The 19,054-nt window shown below is 39.5% G+C and carries 17 protein-coding genes; 1 reads left to right on the top strand and 16 read right to left on the bottom strand.

Translation table 11 applies throughout. The annotated features are described in order from the left end of the window. Window positions 1-10 precede the first annotated feature (10 nt). From tolB to DK865_RS05170, 7 genes are all read right to left on the bottom strand, one after another. Window positions 11-1,306, bottom strand: coding sequence for a Tol-Pal system beta propeller repeat protein TolB (tolB, locus tag DK865_RS05140; protein ID WP_023581196.1), 1,296 nt, complete (start codon window positions 1,304-1,306; stop codon window positions 11-13). A gap of 142 nt (window positions 1,307-1,448) precedes the next feature. Continuing rightward, window positions 1,449-2,516: a cell envelope integrity protein TolA gene (gene tolA / locus DK865_RS05145; RefSeq protein ID WP_036912097.1), complete on the bottom strand. Its 1,068-nt coding sequence runs from the start codon at window positions 2,514-2,516 to the stop codon at window positions 1,449-1,451. Between the two features lie 28 nt (window positions 2,517-2,544). Beyond that, complete coding sequence (gene tolR / locus DK865_RS05150) at window positions 2,545-2,970, bottom strand: colicin uptake protein TolR (protein WP_023581195.1); 426 nt, start codon at window positions 2,968-2,970, stop codon at window positions 2,545-2,547. Between the two features lie 22 nt (window positions 2,971-2,992). Further along, window positions 2,993-3,679, bottom strand: coding sequence for a Tol-Pal system protein TolQ (tolQ, locus tag DK865_RS05155; protein ID WP_036912094.1), 687 nt, complete (start codon window positions 3,677-3,679; stop codon window positions 2,993-2,995). Next, complete coding sequence (ybgC, locus tag DK865_RS05160; protein WP_023581194.1) at window positions 3,679-4,074, bottom strand: tol-pal system-associated acyl-CoA thioesterase; 396 nt, start codon at window positions 4,072-4,074, stop codon at window positions 3,679-3,681. Before ybgC ends, tolQ begins: the two co-directional genes overlap by 1 nt. Before the next feature lie 310 nt (window positions 4,075-4,384). Further along, window positions 4,385-4,792 carry a DUF4440 domain-containing protein gene (locus DK865_RS05165; RefSeq protein WP_023581193.1) on the bottom strand — a complete coding sequence of 136 codons (408 nt, stop codon included), beginning with the start codon at window positions 4,790-4,792 and terminating at the stop codon, window positions 4,385-4,387. After that, the gene (locus DK865_RS05170; protein WP_109391386.1) at window positions 4,782-6,152 is read right to left on the bottom strand and encodes an MFS transporter; all 1,371 of its coding nucleotides are present in this window, start codon (window positions 6,150-6,152) and stop codon (window positions 4,782-4,784) included. The genes DK865_RS05165 and DK865_RS05170 overlap by 11 nt, the downstream gene beginning before the upstream one ends. A gap of 89 nt (window positions 6,153-6,241) precedes the next feature. Here DK865_RS05170 and DK865_RS05175 point away from each other — a divergent pair, with 89 nt between their 5' ends. After that, window positions 6,242-7,129, top strand: coding sequence for a LysR family transcriptional regulator (locus tag DK865_RS05175; RefSeq protein WP_109391387.1), 888 nt, complete (start codon window positions 6,242-6,244; stop codon window positions 7,127-7,129). Between the two features lie 91 nt (window positions 7,130-7,220). On the opposite strand, the gene ybgE is transcribed toward DK865_RS05175, so the two are convergent. From ybgE to DK865_RS05220, 9 genes are all read right to left on the bottom strand, one after another. Beyond that, the gene (gene ybgE, locus DK865_RS05180; protein WP_023581190.1) at window positions 7,221-7,505 is read right to left on the bottom strand and encodes a cyd operon protein YbgE; all 285 of its coding nucleotides are present in this window, start codon (window positions 7,503-7,505) and stop codon (window positions 7,221-7,223) included. After that, a complete protein-coding gene (gene cydX / locus DK865_RS05185; RefSeq protein ID WP_023581189.1) occupies window positions 7,505-7,618 on the bottom strand; it encodes a cytochrome bd-I oxidase subunit CydX in 114 nt (37 codons plus the stop codon). The genes ybgE and cydX overlap by 1 nt, the downstream gene beginning before the upstream one ends. Window positions 7,619-7,630: 12 nt before the next feature. Next, window positions 7,631-8,788, bottom strand: coding sequence for a cytochrome d ubiquinol oxidase subunit II (gene cydB / locus DK865_RS05190; RefSeq protein ID WP_023581188.1), 1,158 nt, complete (start codon window positions 8,786-8,788; stop codon window positions 7,631-7,633). A 14-nt stretch (window positions 8,789-8,802) separates the two neighbouring features. Continuing rightward, on the bottom strand, window positions 8,803-10,368 hold the full coding sequence (gene cydA / locus DK865_RS05195; RefSeq protein ID WP_023581187.1) for a cytochrome ubiquinol oxidase subunit I: 1,566 nt from the start codon (window positions 10,366-10,368) through the stop codon (window positions 8,803-8,805). Between the two features lie 1,486 nt (window positions 10,369-11,854). Further along, window positions 11,855-12,724 (bottom strand): succinate--CoA ligase subunit alpha, encoded by an 870-nt coding sequence (sucD, locus tag DK865_RS05200; protein ID WP_006537657.1) that lies wholly within the window; start codon window positions 12,722-12,724, stop codon window positions 11,855-11,857. Further along, window positions 12,724-13,890 (bottom strand): ADP-forming succinate--CoA ligase subunit beta, encoded by a 1,167-nt coding sequence (gene sucC, locus DK865_RS05205; RefSeq protein WP_023581186.1) that lies wholly within the window; start codon window positions 13,888-13,890, stop codon window positions 12,724-12,726. The genes sucD and sucC overlap by 1 nt, the downstream gene beginning before the upstream one ends. Before the next feature lie 161 nt (window positions 13,891-14,051). Beyond that, window positions 14,052-15,257: a 2-oxoglutarate dehydrogenase complex dihydrolipoyllysine-residue succinyltransferase gene (gene odhB / locus DK865_RS05210; protein WP_023581185.1), complete on the bottom strand. Its 1,206-nt coding sequence runs from the start codon at window positions 15,255-15,257 to the stop codon at window positions 14,052-14,054. Window positions 15,258-15,270: 13 nt separating this feature from the next. Further along, window positions 15,271-18,075: a 2-oxoglutarate dehydrogenase E1 component gene (gene sucA / locus DK865_RS05215; protein ID WP_023581184.1), complete on the bottom strand. Its 2,805-nt coding sequence runs from the start codon at window positions 18,073-18,075 to the stop codon at window positions 15,271-15,273. A 245-nt stretch (window positions 18,076-18,320) separates the two neighbouring features. Next, entirely contained in the window at window positions 18,321-19,037 is a 717-nt protein-coding gene (locus DK865_RS05220; protein WP_006537662.1) for a succinate dehydrogenase iron-sulfur subunit, read from the bottom strand. Between the last annotated feature and the right edge of the window lie 17 nt (window positions 19,038-19,054).

Here is a 19,054-nt window from a genome sequence, read left to right on the forward strand (position 1 = left end):
TTTTTATGCATCACATAAACGGTGACCAGGCAGGTGATTTAACCTGACCATCAGTCGCCGGAAGACGCGCTTTGAAACGTCCATCAGTCGATACTAGCTGCAAAATGGTGCCTAAGCCTTGTGTAGAGCTATAAATAACCATTGTACCGTTAGGAGCGATGCTTGGCGTTTCATCCAGAAACGTATCTGTTAGATATTGTACGGAATTCGTTTCCAGATCCTGCTTAGCGATATGTTGCCTACCGCTTTCAGAACTCACCATAACTAAGAAACTACCATCTGGGCTTACTGCCGGGTTTTGGTTTTGTTTACCTTCCCAAGTAATACGCTCTGGTGTTCCACCGTTAATATTAACCTTGTAAATTTGTGGACGTCCACCTTGATCTGAAGTATAGACCAAGGTTTGTCCATCTGGCATCCAATTTGGCTCGGTATTATTACTTCTGCCATTGGTTACCTGTGTCATATTCCCACTCGCTAAATCCATCACATACAAATTTAAGCTACCGCTCTTAGAAAGCGCAAATGCAAGTTTAGAACCATCAGGTGAAAACGAAGGCGCACCATTATGTCTTGGGAATGATGCAATTTGGCGAATTTCACCTGTTGCTAATGTTTGTACCACTAAAGCAGATTGACCACTTTCAAAGGTGACATAGGCAAGTTTAGCACCATCTGGCGACCATGCTGGTGACATTAATGGTTGTGATGAACGATAAACACGATCTTGGTTAAATCCATCATAATCTGAAACACGCAATTCATAAGGATATGCGCCACCATTTGTCACAACAACATAAGCAATACGTGTACGGAATGCACCACGAATACCTGTCAGTTTTTCAAAAACTTCATCACTAGCAGTATGTGCAGAGTAACGTAACCATTTAGATGGAACTTTAAACTCACTTTGAGATAAAACCGCACCGGGTGAGCCAGCAACATCAACTAGCTGATAACTCACTAAATATTGACCATCCGCTGATGGTTGCACTCGCCCCACAACAACCGAGTCAATGCCTAATGCAGTCCAAAGTGCAGGTTGGACTTCAGAGGCTGTAACAGGTTGTTGAGGTATACGAGATACATCAATTGGATTAAATTTTCCGCTATTGCGTAAATCCGCTGCAATCACGCCAGCGATATCTTCTGGCATTTGACCTGTGCCTTCCCATTTAAAAGGAACAACACCGATAGGGCGTGCAGTATTTACCCCTTGTGTAATTTCAATTCGAACTTCAGCGTTAGCCAGAGTGGTTACGCATAAAATTAAAAGCCCGAAGATAACATTTAATGCCTGCTTCATCATGTCTCCCTTTTATTATTGCGGTTATTACGCAATAACGCACAGAATAGTAACAAACGCTTTTCAACAACACCATACAACGCATCAATAACATTCTAAAATAGCTATAAATTAGTGCATGTTTTCCTACAATCAGACAGTTTTATGGCTTAAACTCAATTGTTGATGATTTTACTTGTTCATAAACATCTTTCGGTGGCTTAGGTAATTTAGCGGTATTCGCTGCACGTAATGCCACTTGACATAATGCTGGATCACCACCTGCAATCTTCGCATTAATTAACATCCCATCAGGTGCAATACTGATCCTTAGCTCACAAGTTTTTCCTTTGTATAACTCCGGATCAATAAACTTCTGTTCTATTGCAACTTTCAGTTGGCCTTTATAGCGATCTACACCTTCACCATTTGCACCCGTGCGATTTCCACCACCTTGTCCTGCTGCAGAGGCTCCGCTTTGTTTACTACCATCAGCAACTAAACCATCAAGCAAACTATCAACGGCCTTACTTTGCTGTTGAGCAGCTGCTTTTGCTTTCGCTTCTGCTGCGGCTTTGGCTTTTGCTTCTGCGGCAGCTTTTGCTTTCGCATCGGCTTCGGCCTTAGCTTTTGCATCCGCTTCTGCTTTGGCTTTAGCATCTGCTTCGGCTTTAGCTTTAGCTTCTTCTGCTTTTTGTTTTGCCGCTAATTCTGCTTGTTTTTTCGCTTCAGCTTCAGCTTGCGCTTTCGCATCTGCTTGTTCTTTTAAGATGCGATCTCGTTCAGCTTTCGCTTGTGCAGCCGCTTCTTCAGCAATTTTTTGTTCTTCTTTCGCTTTAGTGGCAGCTAATGCAGCTTCACGTTTTTGAGCTTCTGCTGCCTCTTTTGCTTGCAAACGTTCAACTTCTAACGTTTTCAAACGTTCTTGTTCTTTCATTTGTTGCTGACGCAATTCTTCTTCTTGTTGCTCAGCACGCGCTTTGCGCTCTTGCTCAGCTTTTTGGACGTTAGCCTGTTGTGCTTTTTGCTGGTTATACTGTTGCACTACCGCATTAGGATCAACCATAATAGCATCAATAACTTGCCCATCTTCTCCACCGCCACCACCTAAATCCCATTTCTGAGTTAATGATCCCCAGATAAGCAATGCGACAACGAGTAAATGCATGGCGGTAGACAAGATAACTGAACCGCTCAATTTACTTCGGGTTGGTTTCGTCTTCTTTCCCACGCTATCATCCAAACTTATTTCAACCTAATTACATAGGCTGAGTCATTAAACCTACAGATTTAACACCTGCTTGACGTAACATGTTGAGCGCTTTAATTATCTCATCATAAGGAACATCTTTAGCACCGCCAATAAGAAAGACAACTTTCGGATTTTTTTCCAGTTGTCGTTTAGCTTCAGCCATAATCTGTTCTTGTGGTAATAATTCTAAGACTTCCTGGTCAACACGAATGTTGTACTGCCCAACACCTGCAACTTCAACAATCACAGGAGGGTTATCGCTACTTGAAACAGTTTGTGTCTCTGTTGCTTCAGGAAGATCAACCTCAACACTTTGCGAGATAATAGGTGCCGTTGCCATAAAAATAAGTAACAGCACTAATAATACGTCGAGCAAAGGAACAATGTTAATCTCTGATTTTACGCCTCGGCGGCTACTGCGACCCCGTGCCATCAGCTCTCTCCTTCTGCGTTAACTATTTCTTTTCTGCGGAGGCAAAAGCTTGGCGATGTAAAATCGTCAGGAACTCTTCCATAAAGTTATCGTAACTTTGTTCCAGTTTATTTACACGCTGCGTAAACCGGTTATAAGCCATAACTGCGGGGATCGCCGCAAATAAACCGATAGCTGTTGCAATCAACGCTTCAGCAATGCCGGGTGCGACCATTTGTAATGTTGCTTGTTTAACACTACCTAATGCAATAAATGCGTGCATAATCCCCCATACTGTACCGAACAGACCAATATATGGGCTGATAGAACCGACAGTACCAAGGAAAGGGATATGAGTTTCTAAAGATTCTAATTCACGATTGAAAGAGACACGCATTGCTCTTGATGCACCATTAACAACCGCATCAGGAGCATGAACGCTTGCTTGATGCAAACGGGCAAACTCTTTAAAGCCCGAATGAAAAATTTGCTCTGAGCCAGATAATTCATCACGACGAGCTTGGCTATCTTTATATAAACGAGCCAAATCAGTACCTGACCAGAATTTATCTTCAAAATCTGCAGCTTCACGATCGGCGGCATTCAGAACTTTAGTTCGCTGAATAATAATCGCCCAAGATGCAATAGAAAATCCGATTAAAAGCAACATGATCAACTTGACTAAAAGCCCTGCTTTTAGGAAGAGATCGATAACATTCATGTCAGCCACTACTTAAACTCCGCGATAATGGACTTAGGAAGCGCTACAGGCTTCATTTTTGATGAATCTACGCAGACAACGAGCACTTCTGCGCTACACAATACACAACCATCTTCATTAATAATCTTTTGAGAAAATGTCATTGAAGCACCCCGCAATGTGGTAATTTCACTTTCTACTTGCAAAAGATTATCAAGCCGAGCTGGCGTAATATATTCTATTGATAATTTACGTACAACAAATACAACATGATCATACTCCCGTAAATCATGCTGATGAAAACCTTTTTCTCTAAGTAATTCAGTTCTAGCGCGTTCAAAATATTTCAGATAACTGGCATGATAAACAACACCACCGGCATCAGTATCTTCATAATAAACACGAACAGGCCAAAGAAACTGCATATTCACTCCTTTACCTTTCCCGAGTTAAGTCCATAAATAATGTAGCTATAGGTCACCTAACTATACTTAAGAGGTCGCTCTAAGGGAATCGTAGTAACGTAAAGAATAGAAAACGCAGTCTTCAGGCGCCAATCATAAACTCTTCTTTGCAACACGCAATATGCTTTGTGCTCTGAATAGAAAAAATATTTTTATTAAGACAGCATAAAAATGCTTGCTAATTAGAAATTCATAGATTGTCTAATTTAGTAGTATTATTTTTAATGACAGAAAAAAACCAGTTAAAAAACTGGTTTTTTATATAAATCAACTAATTATTTGAGATTGGGGTTTCATGAAGATAGTGCCATTGCCAACACTCATCATGAGAATTACGTCTCAATAACACCACAGACTCACGCATAAGAATATTCTTATTTTCACTGTGTGTTTCTTGATATCTGACAAGTGCCAAACAATCTGACTGGTAAATTATTTTATAATCATCTGTTTTTATTTTCAGACCGCTTCTTTTTCCTGCATTTTGTCTGAACATCGCGATAACATCATCATAACTCACTGCTTTTCCACTGATCCCAACCATTGAAAACTCTTGAGATAAAAGATTTTCTATTTTTGTAATAGCATCAACCGATAGTGGATATTGCGTAAAAACTGTTTCAATCTCATTATGCAAAGATTTAATGCTTTCTATAATTAAGTCAGTATTAAAATTCATCTTGTATTTCCTGTGTAATAACTTTTTTCTTTAGTGTAAATAATAAAATAAGCGGTAAAATACCTATCAGTGCGCATATTAAAAAAGTCATGCTATACGCTGTTTGTGGTAAACAAAAAAGAGAAAGAATATTAAATAACATAGCAACCACAGTTGCCCCAACACTAAAAACAACTTGTCTGTTAATATTCCAAATAACACTTGCTTGAACTAACTTTTGCGTATTAAAGTCATACAACGCCGTGGTTTGAGCGGTGTTAGCACCCATTCCCCCGCCCACTCCGATAATTAAATATGCAATAATAAGTAATGGAATATCAGTATTGTCATTTAAAAATGTTAATAAAAAAATACCCGTACTGTGCAATAGCAATGCAATGATAAATAAGTTTTTCATACCTAATTTATTATAAAGTGCACCACTTATTGTCATTGAAATGAAAGCACCTAGTGCATACAACAACATAAAAATACCCGTGCCTTGACCTGTAAATTTTAAATATTGTTGTAAATAAAAAATAGCAAGAATATTCACTCCGGTAAAAATACCCGGAATACAGTAATAAATAAAAATAGAGAGTGATAAATTTCTATTTTTTAATAATGCTAAATTAATAACCGGTGATGAATGGTGCCGATAATGGTAATAATAAAGTACAGCAAAAATTATTGAAAATACGGCAATCACTATAGCAAGTAATGTTGAGTGATATTCACCATAAGCAGATAACGCAAACAACCCAGATACAATGATCAAGCTAATAAGAATGATACCTTTAATATCAGGTATAGTGTTTTCTTTAGGTAAAGGCTCTTTTACCCAGATAAAGGCTAGAAACGCAGTTAGCAATGAGAATGGAATATTGCTATAAAAAACCCAACGCCAGGAAATAACATCAACAATAAATCCACCTAATGTCGGTGATATTGCAGGTGCAATTAAGGCTATTGCCATAATCAAAGTAGAAATTTTACTTCTCTCATGCCCTTGAAAATATTGAAAAGTTAATGCTTGCCCAATCGGGATTAAGAGACCACCACTCACACCTTGAATAAAACGCCAAAAAATAAGTTCACTGAAAGAATGAGAATATCCCACTAATGCGACCGATAAACTAAACATCAACATTGACGTTACCATCAATGCTTTAATTCCAAAGCGTTGAGATAACCAGTGACTTAATGGAATAATTAATGTTAATCCCAGAATATAACTATTTGAAACCCATGTCACAGAAACGATAGAGATTTGCATATCATCAGCAATTGCAGGTAATGCAATAGCTGACATAAAAATGTTAATACAATCTATAAAGAAGCCCAGCAGAAATATAGATGCAATTCGATAGCGGTAAGTCATAAAAATCCTCCGCGCATAGAGTACGGAAGATTGACGAATTTCGTCTATCTGACAAAATAGAACTTATTGTTTAATCAGAGTAAACAATCATGCAAAATCAAATAGATCGAATTCGCTCTTTTATCGCTGTTGTTGATACTGGATCATTTACTCAAGCGGCAAAATATTTGCGCCTCAGTAAATCAATGGTAAGCATTCATATCAAAGCGTTAGAAACAGAATTGGATGTGTCATTACTCAATCGTAATACGCGACGGTTTTCGCTAACTGAAACTGGTGAAATGCTTTATCAAGATTTCCGCCTTGTGTTAAGTCAGTTAGAACAAACGTTAGACAAGGCGCGATTAGGACAACAAGAATTGCAGGGATCGTTGCGATTAAGTTCAACGGCTGAATTTGGTGAACACTATATTTTGCCATTACTTAATCAATTTATGCAGTTACACCCAAAGCTAAAAGTACAGTATGCATTTAATTCTTCTATTGAAGATTTAATAAACCATAAACTTGATCTCGCGATTCGGCTTGGTACATTGAAAGATAGCAATTATCGATCTACAAAACTGGCTGATTATGAGATAAGGTTAGTCATCTCTCCTAATTTATTGCAGACGTTCTCAATAAAAACTCTCGCCGACTTAAACGCTATCCCTTATTTAGCAAATAGTAATTTACGTCAAAGCAAACTTTCTCCATCTTCAGAATTTAATACCCTGCTTTCTCAGTTAGCTCAAGATGCTTATTTTGAAACGAATACCATTGCGGCATTAAAAAAAATGGTACTTTCACATGCTGGAATGGCTATTTTGCCACATTGGTATATTCATCAAGAATTACTAGAAGAAAAATTAGTCGTGATGTTCCCTGAAATTCCTTTGTTAACGCAATCCGTTAATATTATTTTCCCTTATAGTGAGTATATTCCAAGAAAAACACGTTTATTTATTGATTATTTAAAAGAGAATATCCAACTATAACGTTAGAAAAGTGAGAGAATTTAGAGACGATATTTAGGAGATAAAATACCTTATTTCTTTTTCATACACTGAGCAGAAATAAGGTATTTTCTTAAAAGAAAAAGTAACTTAGCCCAACAATTAAAATAATAATTGCAGGGATTGGATGTAATAAACATTTTGCAACAACGTGCTTAGGACGAAATGCTAGGCCAAACGTTGCACCAGCACACACAGACCAAATAAGAAGAATACCTTGCCAAATTGCAAGTGAACTCGTGTTCGCTGCAAATCGGCTAGGGTCCCACATGACACAAAATGCCATTACCAACGCCATGATTAAAACAAGAGCCCTAATCGGGCCCTTGTCTAGTAGTTGGTAGCTTTTATCCAACATTATTCTTCACTTTCTGAAGCTTTTTTCGCTTCAGAGTGCTCGAAAGCCAGTCCTGCGATCACCGCAATACTACAAGCGAAGAGCGTTCCGAGAAGCCATGCAAAATACCACATTCTCTATGCTCCTTAGTACAGAGTATGATTATTGCCTTCGATAAATTTCTTATCGAGGCGACCATGCATTTTCCAGTAACACCAGATAGTGTAAAGGAGAACGATAGGTACAAAGATAATCGCAACAACTGTCATTACCTGAAGAGTAAACAGGCTAGAAGTTGCATCCCACATTGTTAAGCTCACATCTGGGAAAGTGCTTGAAGGCATCACAAATGGGAACATAGTCACACCACAAGTCAGGATAACAGCCGCAATTGTCAGTGAAGTGAACAGGAATGCCCAACCACCTTTATTTGCTTTAGTTGCAACAATCGCCAGTAATGGAGATAACAGACCTAAGGCTGGTAATGCCCATAATACTGGATAGTTGTTGTAGTTAGTCATCCAAGCACCCGCTTCATGAGAAACGGTTTTCAGCAGTGGAGATGATGGACCAGCTGTATCAATAGTGCTTGTAATAATAAAGCCATCGATACCATAGATTAACCATACACCAGCTAATGCGAATGCGATAAACGTAATTAATGAGGTAATGTACGTTGTTTTACGAGTACGCTCATGTAACTCACCCGTTGTACGCATTTGAAGATAACTTGCACCATGTGCAACAATCATCATTAAGCTGACCACACCCGCTAATAAACCGTATGGGTTTAATAGACTTAACAGGTTAATCAGTGCATTCGTCGTACCGTTATAAGATACACGTTGCATGCTATCGACTTCTAGTGGAACACCTTGTAACAGGTTACCAAAAGCAACACCGATAACTAATGGCGGAACGAAGCTACCAATAAAGATACCCCAATCCCACATACCACGCCATTTTGGAGATTCCAATTTAGAACGGTAATCAAAACCGACAGGACGGAAGAATAATGCCGCCAGTACGAAGATCATACCAAAATAGAAACCGGAGAATGCCGCAGCATAAACCATTGGCCATGCAGCGAATAATGCACCACCTGCTGTGATTAACCATACTTGGTTACCATCCCAGTGAGGTGCAACAGAGTTAATCAAAATACGGCGTTCAGTGTCATCTTTAGCGATAACGCGTAGTAACACACCAACACCCATATCAAAACCATCAGTGACCGCAAAGCCAATCAGTAAGATACCAATCAGTAGCCACCAAACAAATCGCAATACTTCATAATCAAACATAGTGGACTCCTGTGTTACTTACTTTGAGAAGAAGCTGTCTTCTGTTCAAAGTGATAGCGACCCGTCTTCAGGCTACTCGGCCCAAGGCGACCAAATTTGAACATCAGGAACATTTCAGCAACTAGGAACAATGTGTACAGACCACAGATAAGACCCATAGAGACTAGGATATCAGCCTGTGTCAGTGAAGAAGTTGCTACAGCCGTAGGCAGGATTTCACCAATCGCCCATGGTTGACGTCCATATTCTGCAACAAACCAACCTGCTTCAACTGCAATCCATGGTAATGGAATACTAAACAGAGCAGCACGCAGTAACCATTTATAGTTACCAATACGGTTAGACAGAACAGTCCAGAAGGAAATCGCAACAACCAGTAACATCAGGAAGCCTGCAGCAACCATGATACGGAATGACCAGAACAGTGGTGCGACATTAGGAATAGTGTCTTTTGCAGCAGATTTGATTTGCTCTTCTGTTGCATCAACAACTTTATCAGTATAGCGCTTCAGTAATAAACCGTAGCCTAAATCTTGTTTAGTATCATTAAATGCAGCACGAATAGCAGGATCAGTATTACCCGCGCGTAATTCGCTTAATAATTCGTAAGCTTTCATACCGTTACGAATACGAACTTCATGCTGACTCATCAGATCGTTAAGACCTAATACTGGCGTATCGAAAGAACGCGTTGCAATAATACCCATAACATAAGGGATTTGTAATGCAAACGAGTTTTCCATTTTTTCTTGATTAGGGAATGCAATCAGATTAAATGCAGCTGGAGCCGCTTCTGTATGCCATTCACCTTCAATTGCAGCCAGTTTGGTTTTCTGTACGTCACCCATTTCGTAACCAGATTCATCACCCAGTACGATAACAGATAATACAGCGGCGATACCAAAAGTAGCAGCAACTGCGAAAGAACGTTTTGCAAAACCGATATCACGACCTTTGAGCAGGTAGTAAGAGCTGATACCCAGAACAAAGAATGCACCCGTACAGTAACCAGCAGCAACGGTGTGAACAAATTTAACTTGTGCGACAGGGTTTAAAACCAGATCAGCAAAACTCAACATTTCCATTCGCATGGTTTCAAAGTTGAAGTCTGCAGCGACAGGGTTTTGCATCCAACCATTCGCAACAAGGATCCACAGAGCAGAGAAGTTAGAACCAAAAGCAACTAACCAAGTTACTATCAAGTGCTGCTTCTTGCCTAAGCGATCCCAGCCAAAGAAGAACAATCCAACGAAAGTTGATTCTAAGAAGAACGCCATCAAACCTTCGATTGCTAAAGGCGCACCGAAGATATCACCGACGTAATGAGAGAAATATGACCAGTTAGTACCAAATTGGAACTCCATGGTCAACCCAGTTGCGACACCCAGAGCAAAGTTAATACCAAATAACTTACCCCAGAACTTTGTCATATCTTTGTAAACTTGTTTACCTGACAGAACATATATCGTTTCCATGATTGCCAACATAAACGCCATACCCAGCGTTAGTGGGACAAAAAGGAAGTGATACATTGCTGTTAAGGCAAACTGTAACCGTGACAGTTCGACAATATCAAACATCTTGACTCCTTGCTCCTAGCAGGAAGACACCGACTTGCGGCAACCCGACTTTATTAAATTATAAAGCCTCATAACTACCAGCAATAAATGCCTCTAAAAACAACAACGAATATTAAAGACCAAAAACACAATACCTTACAAATAGTACGCTTATATTTACATATAATAAATATATTTTGCGTGACCCAGATTTGAATTCTGAGCTTAGGTCAACAATACGACTTTTAGGTTTGTAACAGCATATTTGATCGTGTGCCAATTTAAGCATATTCAGAAATTTTTGCCACAATTAATAACTTGACCCACATCAAAAAAACACTTTAATGTTAACTAGTTGCGAATAAATTACCCAATAGTTACCGTTGTGTTAATGCAATGTTGTTTTTATTTTTAAGTGTAATTTACCTCCTTATATTTTCCATAATAAAATTAACTTTTTATTTTCATAGCAGACTTAAAAATAAACACTTTTAATTGTGTTTTATTAATTTTAATATCAATTTCATTTTTTTGCAGGTAAATAATAAATATTTTATAAAAATAATCTATTAATTAATAAGTTGAAATTTACAGAAATGTAAATATAAAAAAATACTCTCAATTATTTTATCTAATAAAGATATATAAAAAATCTAATCTTGATTATCAATTCCTAACGTTATTTATTTTTTAGTTTCTCTTTCAATCTAGAGAAACAAAGTGCAACACATCTGCATTTAACTAAAAAAATGCAACATCACCATTAATAATAAAAATAAAATAACAATAAAAATCAACAGGATAAAAACAAAAAGAAAGTCATTTTTTGAACAATATAAGAAAAAATATAAAAACGCATTTATTCTGTTTTTTTATTTAAGAAAAGTACTTTTCGAGATACTCAGTAACTTCTTATTATCAGTTTATAGAACGATAAAAAGATTATAATTCGCCTTTAATCATCATTTTGATGTTTTATCATAACAAAAAGATATTTTTCCCATCAACGCGCTTATCTCTCCTCTTTATCATCTATTCATTAACATGTTTAAAAGTCTATCTTCTTAGTAAAAATCAGCGTTACAGCATGATCCTAGTATAAATTTAAAGCTAATTGTTACGATATTTATAGAAGTACCTATATTAAAAACAACATGAAACACGTCTTCATTGTTTCTAAGTGATACTCTTCTTTACTTTAAACATGCATTTAAAATATTGTTTTTAACAATTAAGAAAATTTATACATGGTTTATATCATTATTTTTAGGCTCTAAAAGGACGTAAACAAATAGAGAAAGGATGTTTTTATTACAGATCAATTTAAAAAAAAGACAATATAAAACAATTTATTAGCGTAAATTTAGGTGGGATATTGATGTGTTAATGGCAATATTAGCTATTGATGTGACTATTAAATGAAACTAGAAATAAAAAATGCCAGCTTCTTTTTTGGAAACTGGCATTTAAAATAGTATCAATCTGAAATTATTAACAGAATTGTTACTTACTTGATCAGTGATTTAATTGCTTCGCCGATATCCGCTAAGCTACGGACTGTTTTAACACCAGCGGCTTCAAGGGCAGCAAATTTCTCATCTGCAGTACCTTTACCACCAGCAATAATGGCACCCGCATGTCCCATACGTTTACCTTTAGGCGCTGTTACACCGGCGATATAGCCGACAACGGGCTTAGTAACGTGATCCTTGATATAAGCAGCGGCTTCTTCTTCTGCTGTGCCCCCAATTTCACCGATCATCACAATCGCTTCAGTTTGTGGATCTTCTTGGAATAGCTTCAGGATATCAATAAAGTTAGAACCTGGAATTGGGTCACCACCAATACCAACACAGGTTGATTGACCTAAACCAACGTCTGTTGTTTGCTTAACAGCTTCATACGTTAATGTACCTGAGCGAGATACAATACCGACTTTGCCTGGTAAGTGGATGTGTCCTGGCATAATACCAATCTTACATTCACCTGGCGTGATAACCCCTGGGCAGTTAGGACCAATCATACGTACGCCAGCTTCATCTAATTTAACTTTAACTGTCAGCATATCCAGCGTAGGGATACCTTCAGTAATAGTGATAATTAGTTTAATACCTGCATCAATTGCTTCTAAGATTGAATCTTTACAAAATGGTGCCGGCACATAGATAACTGTTGCAGTTGCACCCGTAGCTTCAACGGCTTCACGTACTGTATTGAATACAGGTAAACCTAAATGAGTAGTCCCACCTTTACCCGGTGTAACACCACCAACCATTTGCGTACCATAAGCAATAGCTTGCTCAGAGTGAAATGTTCCTTGGCTACCTGTGAAGCCTTGGCAAATTACTTTGGTATTCTTATCGATTAAAATAGACATTATTTTGCCTCCGCTGCTGCAACAACTTGTTTCGCGGCATCAGTTAAGCTTTTAGCTGCAATAATGTTTAATCCACTATCCGCTAATTTTTTAGTGCCTAACTCTGCATTGTTTCCTTCAAGACGAACAACCACAGGAACATTAACGCCAACTTCTTCAACTGCGCCAATAATACCGTCTGCGATTAAGTCACAACGAACAATACCGCCGAAAATGTTGACTAATACAGCACTGACATTTTCATCTGACAAAATAATCTTAAATGCTTCCGTTACGCGCTCTTTTGTTGCACCGCCACCTACATCAAGGAAGTTTGCAGGCTCGCCACCGTGAAGTTTAACGATATCCATTGTTCCCATCGCTAAGCCTGCACCATTAACCATACAACCAATGTTGCCATCTAATGCAACGTAGTTCAGTTCCCATTGTGCAGCTTGTGCCTCACGAGGATCTTCTTGTGAAGGATCGTGCATTTCACGCATTTCTGGTTGACGATACAGCGCATTGCTATCTACGCCTAATTTACCATCAAGACAAATCAGATCGTCTTCTTTAGTAATAACCAGTGGGTTAATTTCGATTAAAGCAAGATCGCGCTCTAAGAAAATAGTGGCTAATCCCATAAAGATTTTAGCAAATTGACTAACTTGCTTGCCTTTTAAACCCAGTTTAAATGCTAATTCTCTTCCCTGATAAGGCATAGGACCTGTCAGTGGATCAATAATTGCGCGATGAATAAGTTCTGGCGTTTCTTCTGCCACTTTTTCAATTTCAACGCCGCCTTCTGTTGAAGCCATAAAGACAACGCGACGGGTACCACGGTCAACAACCGCACCAAGATAAAGCTCTTTAGCGATATCCGTTGCTGCTTCAACTAAAATCTGTGTAACAGGCTGACCATTAGCGTCTGTTTGATAAGTGACTAGACGTTTACCTAACCATTGTTCAGCAAATGCGCGGATCTCTTCTTTAGATTTAACGACTTTTACGCCGCCCGCTTTACCACGTCCACCCGCGTGAACCTGACATTTCACGACCCAAGGGCCTTGACCGATTTTTGATGCAGCTTCTTCTGCCTCGCGCGGTGTGGAGCAGGCGAAACCAGCAGGTGCTGGTAATCCATACCGTGTGAAAAGCTGTTTTGCCTGATACTCGTGTAAATTCATGATGTTCTATCCATAATCTTGTTGAAAGTCGGGCTTTCTTATTTTTTTGACTATAAGCCAGTGAAATCTGGCTTCACGAACACACTGTACTTCTTTGATGCTTGTGTCTGTTGCTAAGTAGGCAGGAGGAGCATCTCCTGCCTAAAAGCGATATCTATTACCTATACATCAAGTAATAAACGAGCTGGATCTTCTAGCATCTCTTTAACGGTTACTAAGAAACCGACAGACTCACGACCATCAATTAAACGGTGGTCATAAGACAGAGCCAGATACATCATTGGTAGAATAACAACCTGACCATCTACTGCCATTGGGCGATCTTTAATTGCATGCATCCCTAAAATGGCACTTTGTGGTGGGTTGATAATCGGAGTTGACATTAATGAACCGAAAACACCACCATTTGTGATAGTGAAGTTACCGCCAGTTAAATCTTCAACAGTTAACTTACCGTCACGACCTTTTACAGCTAATGCTTTGATGTTTTTCTCAATATCCGCCATGCTCATTGCATCCGCATCACGTAATACTGGTGTTACCAGACCACGTGGTGTTGATACCGCAATACTGATATCGAAGTAGTTGTGATAAACCACATCAGTACCATCGATAGAAGCATTAACTTCTGGATAGCGTTTCAGGGCTTCAACAACGGCTTTAATATAGAAAGACATAAAGCCTAAACGTACACCGTGGCGTTTTTCGAATGCTTCACCATACTGAGCACGTAAATCTTTGATTGGTTGCATGTTGATTTCGTTAAACGTTGTCAACATTGCAGTGGTGTTTTTCGCTTCTAACAAACGCTCAGCTACACGTTTACGTAAACGTGTCATTGGTACACGTTTTTCGCTACGGTGAGATAACAGTGCTTGAGGCACTTCTGCTACCGGTTGTGCAGTTGATTTATTCGCAACATGGCCTTCGATATCTTGGCGAGTTAAACGTCCACCGACACCACTACCTTTTACATCCGCAGGGTTAATATCGTGCTCAGCCACTAAGCGACGCGCTGTTGGACTTAATGCATCATTATTGCCTTTTTCAGCAATATCAGCACTTTGACGCTGTGCTGGAGTGCTATCTTGAGCAGGTTTCACATCAGCAGGAATGCCAGTGCTATCACCTAAACGAATGCGACCGAGTAATTGGCGTGAACCAACGGTAGCGCCTTCTTCTTCAAGAATACTTTCTAAAACACCCGCTTCACTTGCAGGAACTTCTAAAACAACTTTATCTGTTTCGATTTCAACCAGCACTTCATCGCGTTGAATGCTATCACCAGGTTTTTTATGCCAAGTTGCGACCGATGCATCTGCAACTGATTCAGGGAGATCCGGTACTAGAATATCTACACTACTCATTTTCTATCCTTATTTATTCAACTTTCAGTGCGTCTTCAACCAGAGCTTTTTGTTGCTCCTGATGAACAGAGGTATAACCAACTGCTGGCGAGGCTGATGCAGGACGTCCTGCATAACGTAATGTTGCGCCAGTAGGAATGGCATCACGGAAGTTATGCTGACTACAGTACCAAGCACCTTGATTCAGTGGCTCTTCTTGACACCATACGAAATCTTTCACATGAGCATAAGGAGCTAAGACCTGAGCCATATCTTCATGTGGGAATGGATACAGTTGTTCAATACGAATAATGGCAACGTTGTTTTGCTCATTAGCACGACGCTGTTCTAATAAATCGTAGTAAACCTTACCGGAACACATCACAACACGCTTCACATCAGCAGGTTTTAAATCATCTATTTCACCAATAACAGGCAAGAATTTACCATTTGCTAATTCATCCAACGCAGAAACCGCTAATGGATGACGTAACAGTGATTTTGGTGACATTACGATAAGTGGGCGACGCATACCACGTAACGCTTGACGGCGTAACATATGGTAAACCTGAGCCGGAGTTGATGGCACACAAACCTGCATGTTTTGCTCTGCACACAGTTGCAGATAACGCTCTAAACGCGCAGAGGAGTGTTCTGGACCTTGACCTTCATAACCGTGTGGTAACAACATAACTAAACCACACATACGACCCCATTTTTGCTCACCAGAGCTAATAAATTGGTCGATAACCACTTGAGCAACGTTTGCGAAGTCACCAAATTGCGCTTCCCAAATCGTTAAACCGCGAGGTTCTGTTGTGGCATAACCATATTCAAATGCAAGTACTGCTTCTTCTGTTAATACAGAATCCCAGACATTAAATTGTCCTTGAGCATTATGAACATTGGCTAAGGGTACATAAACAGAGCCATTTGTTTGGTTATGAATAACAGCATGACGATGGAAGAATGTACCACGTCCCGCATCTTCACCAGAAAGACGAATGGTGATACCTTGGTCAACTAAAGTCGCATACGCTAATGTTTCTGCGGCACCCCAGTCGAGTAGTTTCTCACCTTCTGCCATAACAGCACGGTCAGCATAAATTTTCTCAACACGAGACTGCATCACAATTTCTGAAGGAACGGTACTCACACGACGCGCTAAATCTTGTAAACGCGTTTTCTCTACTTTATGTGGATACTCTTCATTCCATTCGTGATTTAAGTACGGTTCCCATGTGTAAGAATGCAGACCCATTGGACGGTATTCTTCAACAACACAATCACCACGATCCAACGCATCACGATAGAGATTCACCAGTTCTGTCACATCATTGGCATCAAGCAATGATTGAGCAACCAGTTTATCTGCATAAATTTTACGTGGTGTTGGATGTTTTTTGATTTTTTGATACATCAGAGGTTGAGTCGCATTTGGCTCATCCGCTTCGTTGTGACCATGACGACGGTAACAAACGAGATCAATCATAACATCGCGTTTAAAGGTATTACGGAAATCCAATGCTAAGCGAGTGACAAAAGCTACCGCTTCAGGATCATCCGCATTAACGTGGAAAATAGGTGCCTGAACCATTTTCACAATATCAGTACAGTATTGTGTTGAACGGGCATCTTTTGGATTTGAAGTCGTAAAACCAACTTGGTTATTGATAACAATACGAACTGTACCGCCGACTTCATAGCCACGCGCTTGAGACATGTTCAGGGTTTCTTGCACAACACCTTGACCTGTCACAGCAGCATCACCATGAATCGTAATAGGAAGTACCATATTGCTACGCGCTTCATCTAAGCGATCACGACGAGCACGAACAGAACCGATTACAACTGGGCTAACAATCTCTAGGTGAGATGGGTTAAAAGCTAATGCGAGGTGAACTTGAGCACCTTCCGTCGCAAAATCAGATGAGAAGCCTTGGTGATATTTAACGTCACCCGTTCCCAAATGTTCTTTATGAATACCCGCAAATTCATCAAATAAATCAGCCGGTTTTTTACCTAGGATATTAACCAGAACGTTTAAACGTCCACGGTGCGCCATACCAAGAACCACTTCTCGAGTGTCTTGTTTACCTGCATGACGAATTAAATCTTTTAACATCGGAATTAATGCATCACCACCTTCTAAAGAGAAGCGTTTTGCACCTGGGAATTTAGCACCTAGATAGCGCTCTAAACCTTCAGCCGCGGTTAGCTCAGCAAGAAAGCGTAACTTTTCTTCTTTAGTGAATTGGTCTGCAACATTCACTGATTCTAAACGTTGTTGTAGCCAGCGTTTTTCTTCAGTATTAGTGATATGCATATATTCAGCACCGATTGAACCACAGTAAATGCGTTTCAGTGCTTCATATAAATCACCTAGTTTCATCGTTTCTTTGCCAATAGCAAAAGAACCGACGTTAAAGGTTTCTTCAAAGTCTTCTTTAGTTAGATTATGGAAAGCAGGATCTAAATCTGGAACAGATTCTTGTTTCCATAAACCAAGTGGGTCGAGATTAGCGTTTTGATGACCACGAAAACGGAAGGCATTGATGAGCTGCAAAACTTTAACTTGTTTTGAGTCCATTGCCGGATCGCTTACCGAGGTATGATATCGAGTGGATTCTTTTGCGAGGCGTCTGAAGTAGTCGCGGGTTTGAGAATGCGACTGCTCTATGCCTTGACTTGCGGGCAGTTGTTGAAAAATCTCTCTCCAACTTTCGTCAACAGAGTTTGGGTCAGTTAGGTAATCTTCATAGATATCTTCTATGTAAGACTGATTCTCTCCTGCTAGAAAGGTTGATTCTAGCCAGTCCTTCATTGCGCCGTTCTGCATTATGATCCCTTAAGCTATACAGCTTTAGTTCGCCGTGGATAACTAATACCGTGATTAAACGGTGTCGATTGCAAGGTTCTCTTATGACCCGCTATCTCGCAGGTTCTTTAAATATGGAGCTTAAGCTCTCAAGGAACCTTTAAGCACTGTCTTACAGTGTTTAAAGGTGCCTTACTATTTTTACCGCAAACGTCTAATTTAGTTTTTCCATTAACCGCCCTAACTATTTTAGGGCGGTTATTATTTTATGCACTACGTTTTAACAACATTGACTTAATATGACCAATCGCTTTTGTTGGATTAAGTCCTTTAGGACATACGCTGACACAGTTCATGATGCCATGACAACGGAACACACTGAACGCATCGTTAAGATCATCAAGACGAGACTCAGTTTCTGTATCACGACTATCAATCAAGAAACGATATGCCGCTAACAATCCAGCAGGCCCGATAAACTTATCTGGATTCCACCAGAATGACGGGCAAGAGGTTGAACAACAAGCACAAAGGATACAATCATAAAGCCCATCAAGCTTTTCACGTTGTTCTGGTGACTGTAAGTTCTCACGAGCAGGAGGATTTTTGCCATTATTAATTAAATACGGACGAATTTTCTCATACTGTGTATAGAACTGAGTCATATCCACTATTAAATCACGAATGACGGGTAAACCAGGTAACGGTCTGATCACAATTTTCTTACTTCCTTTCTGTAAAGATGAAATAGGTGTGATACAAGCCAAACCATTTTTACCATTCATGTTCACGCCATCAGAGCCGCAAACACCTTCACGACAAGAGCGACGGAACGATAAGGTAGGATCTTTTTCCTTTAATTGAATTAATGCATCCAACAGCATCATGTCACGCCCTTCAGGAACTTCGAGGGTGTAATCTTGCATATGCGGCGCATTATCAACGTCGGGATTGTAACGATAAATCGAAAATTCAAGTTTCATATTTAAGTCTCCGCAAC

The organism is Proteus cibi (assembly GCF_003144405.1).
In the GTDB taxonomy this organism is placed as follows: Bacteria; Pseudomonadota; Gammaproteobacteria; order Enterobacterales; family Enterobacteriaceae; genus Proteus; species Proteus cibi.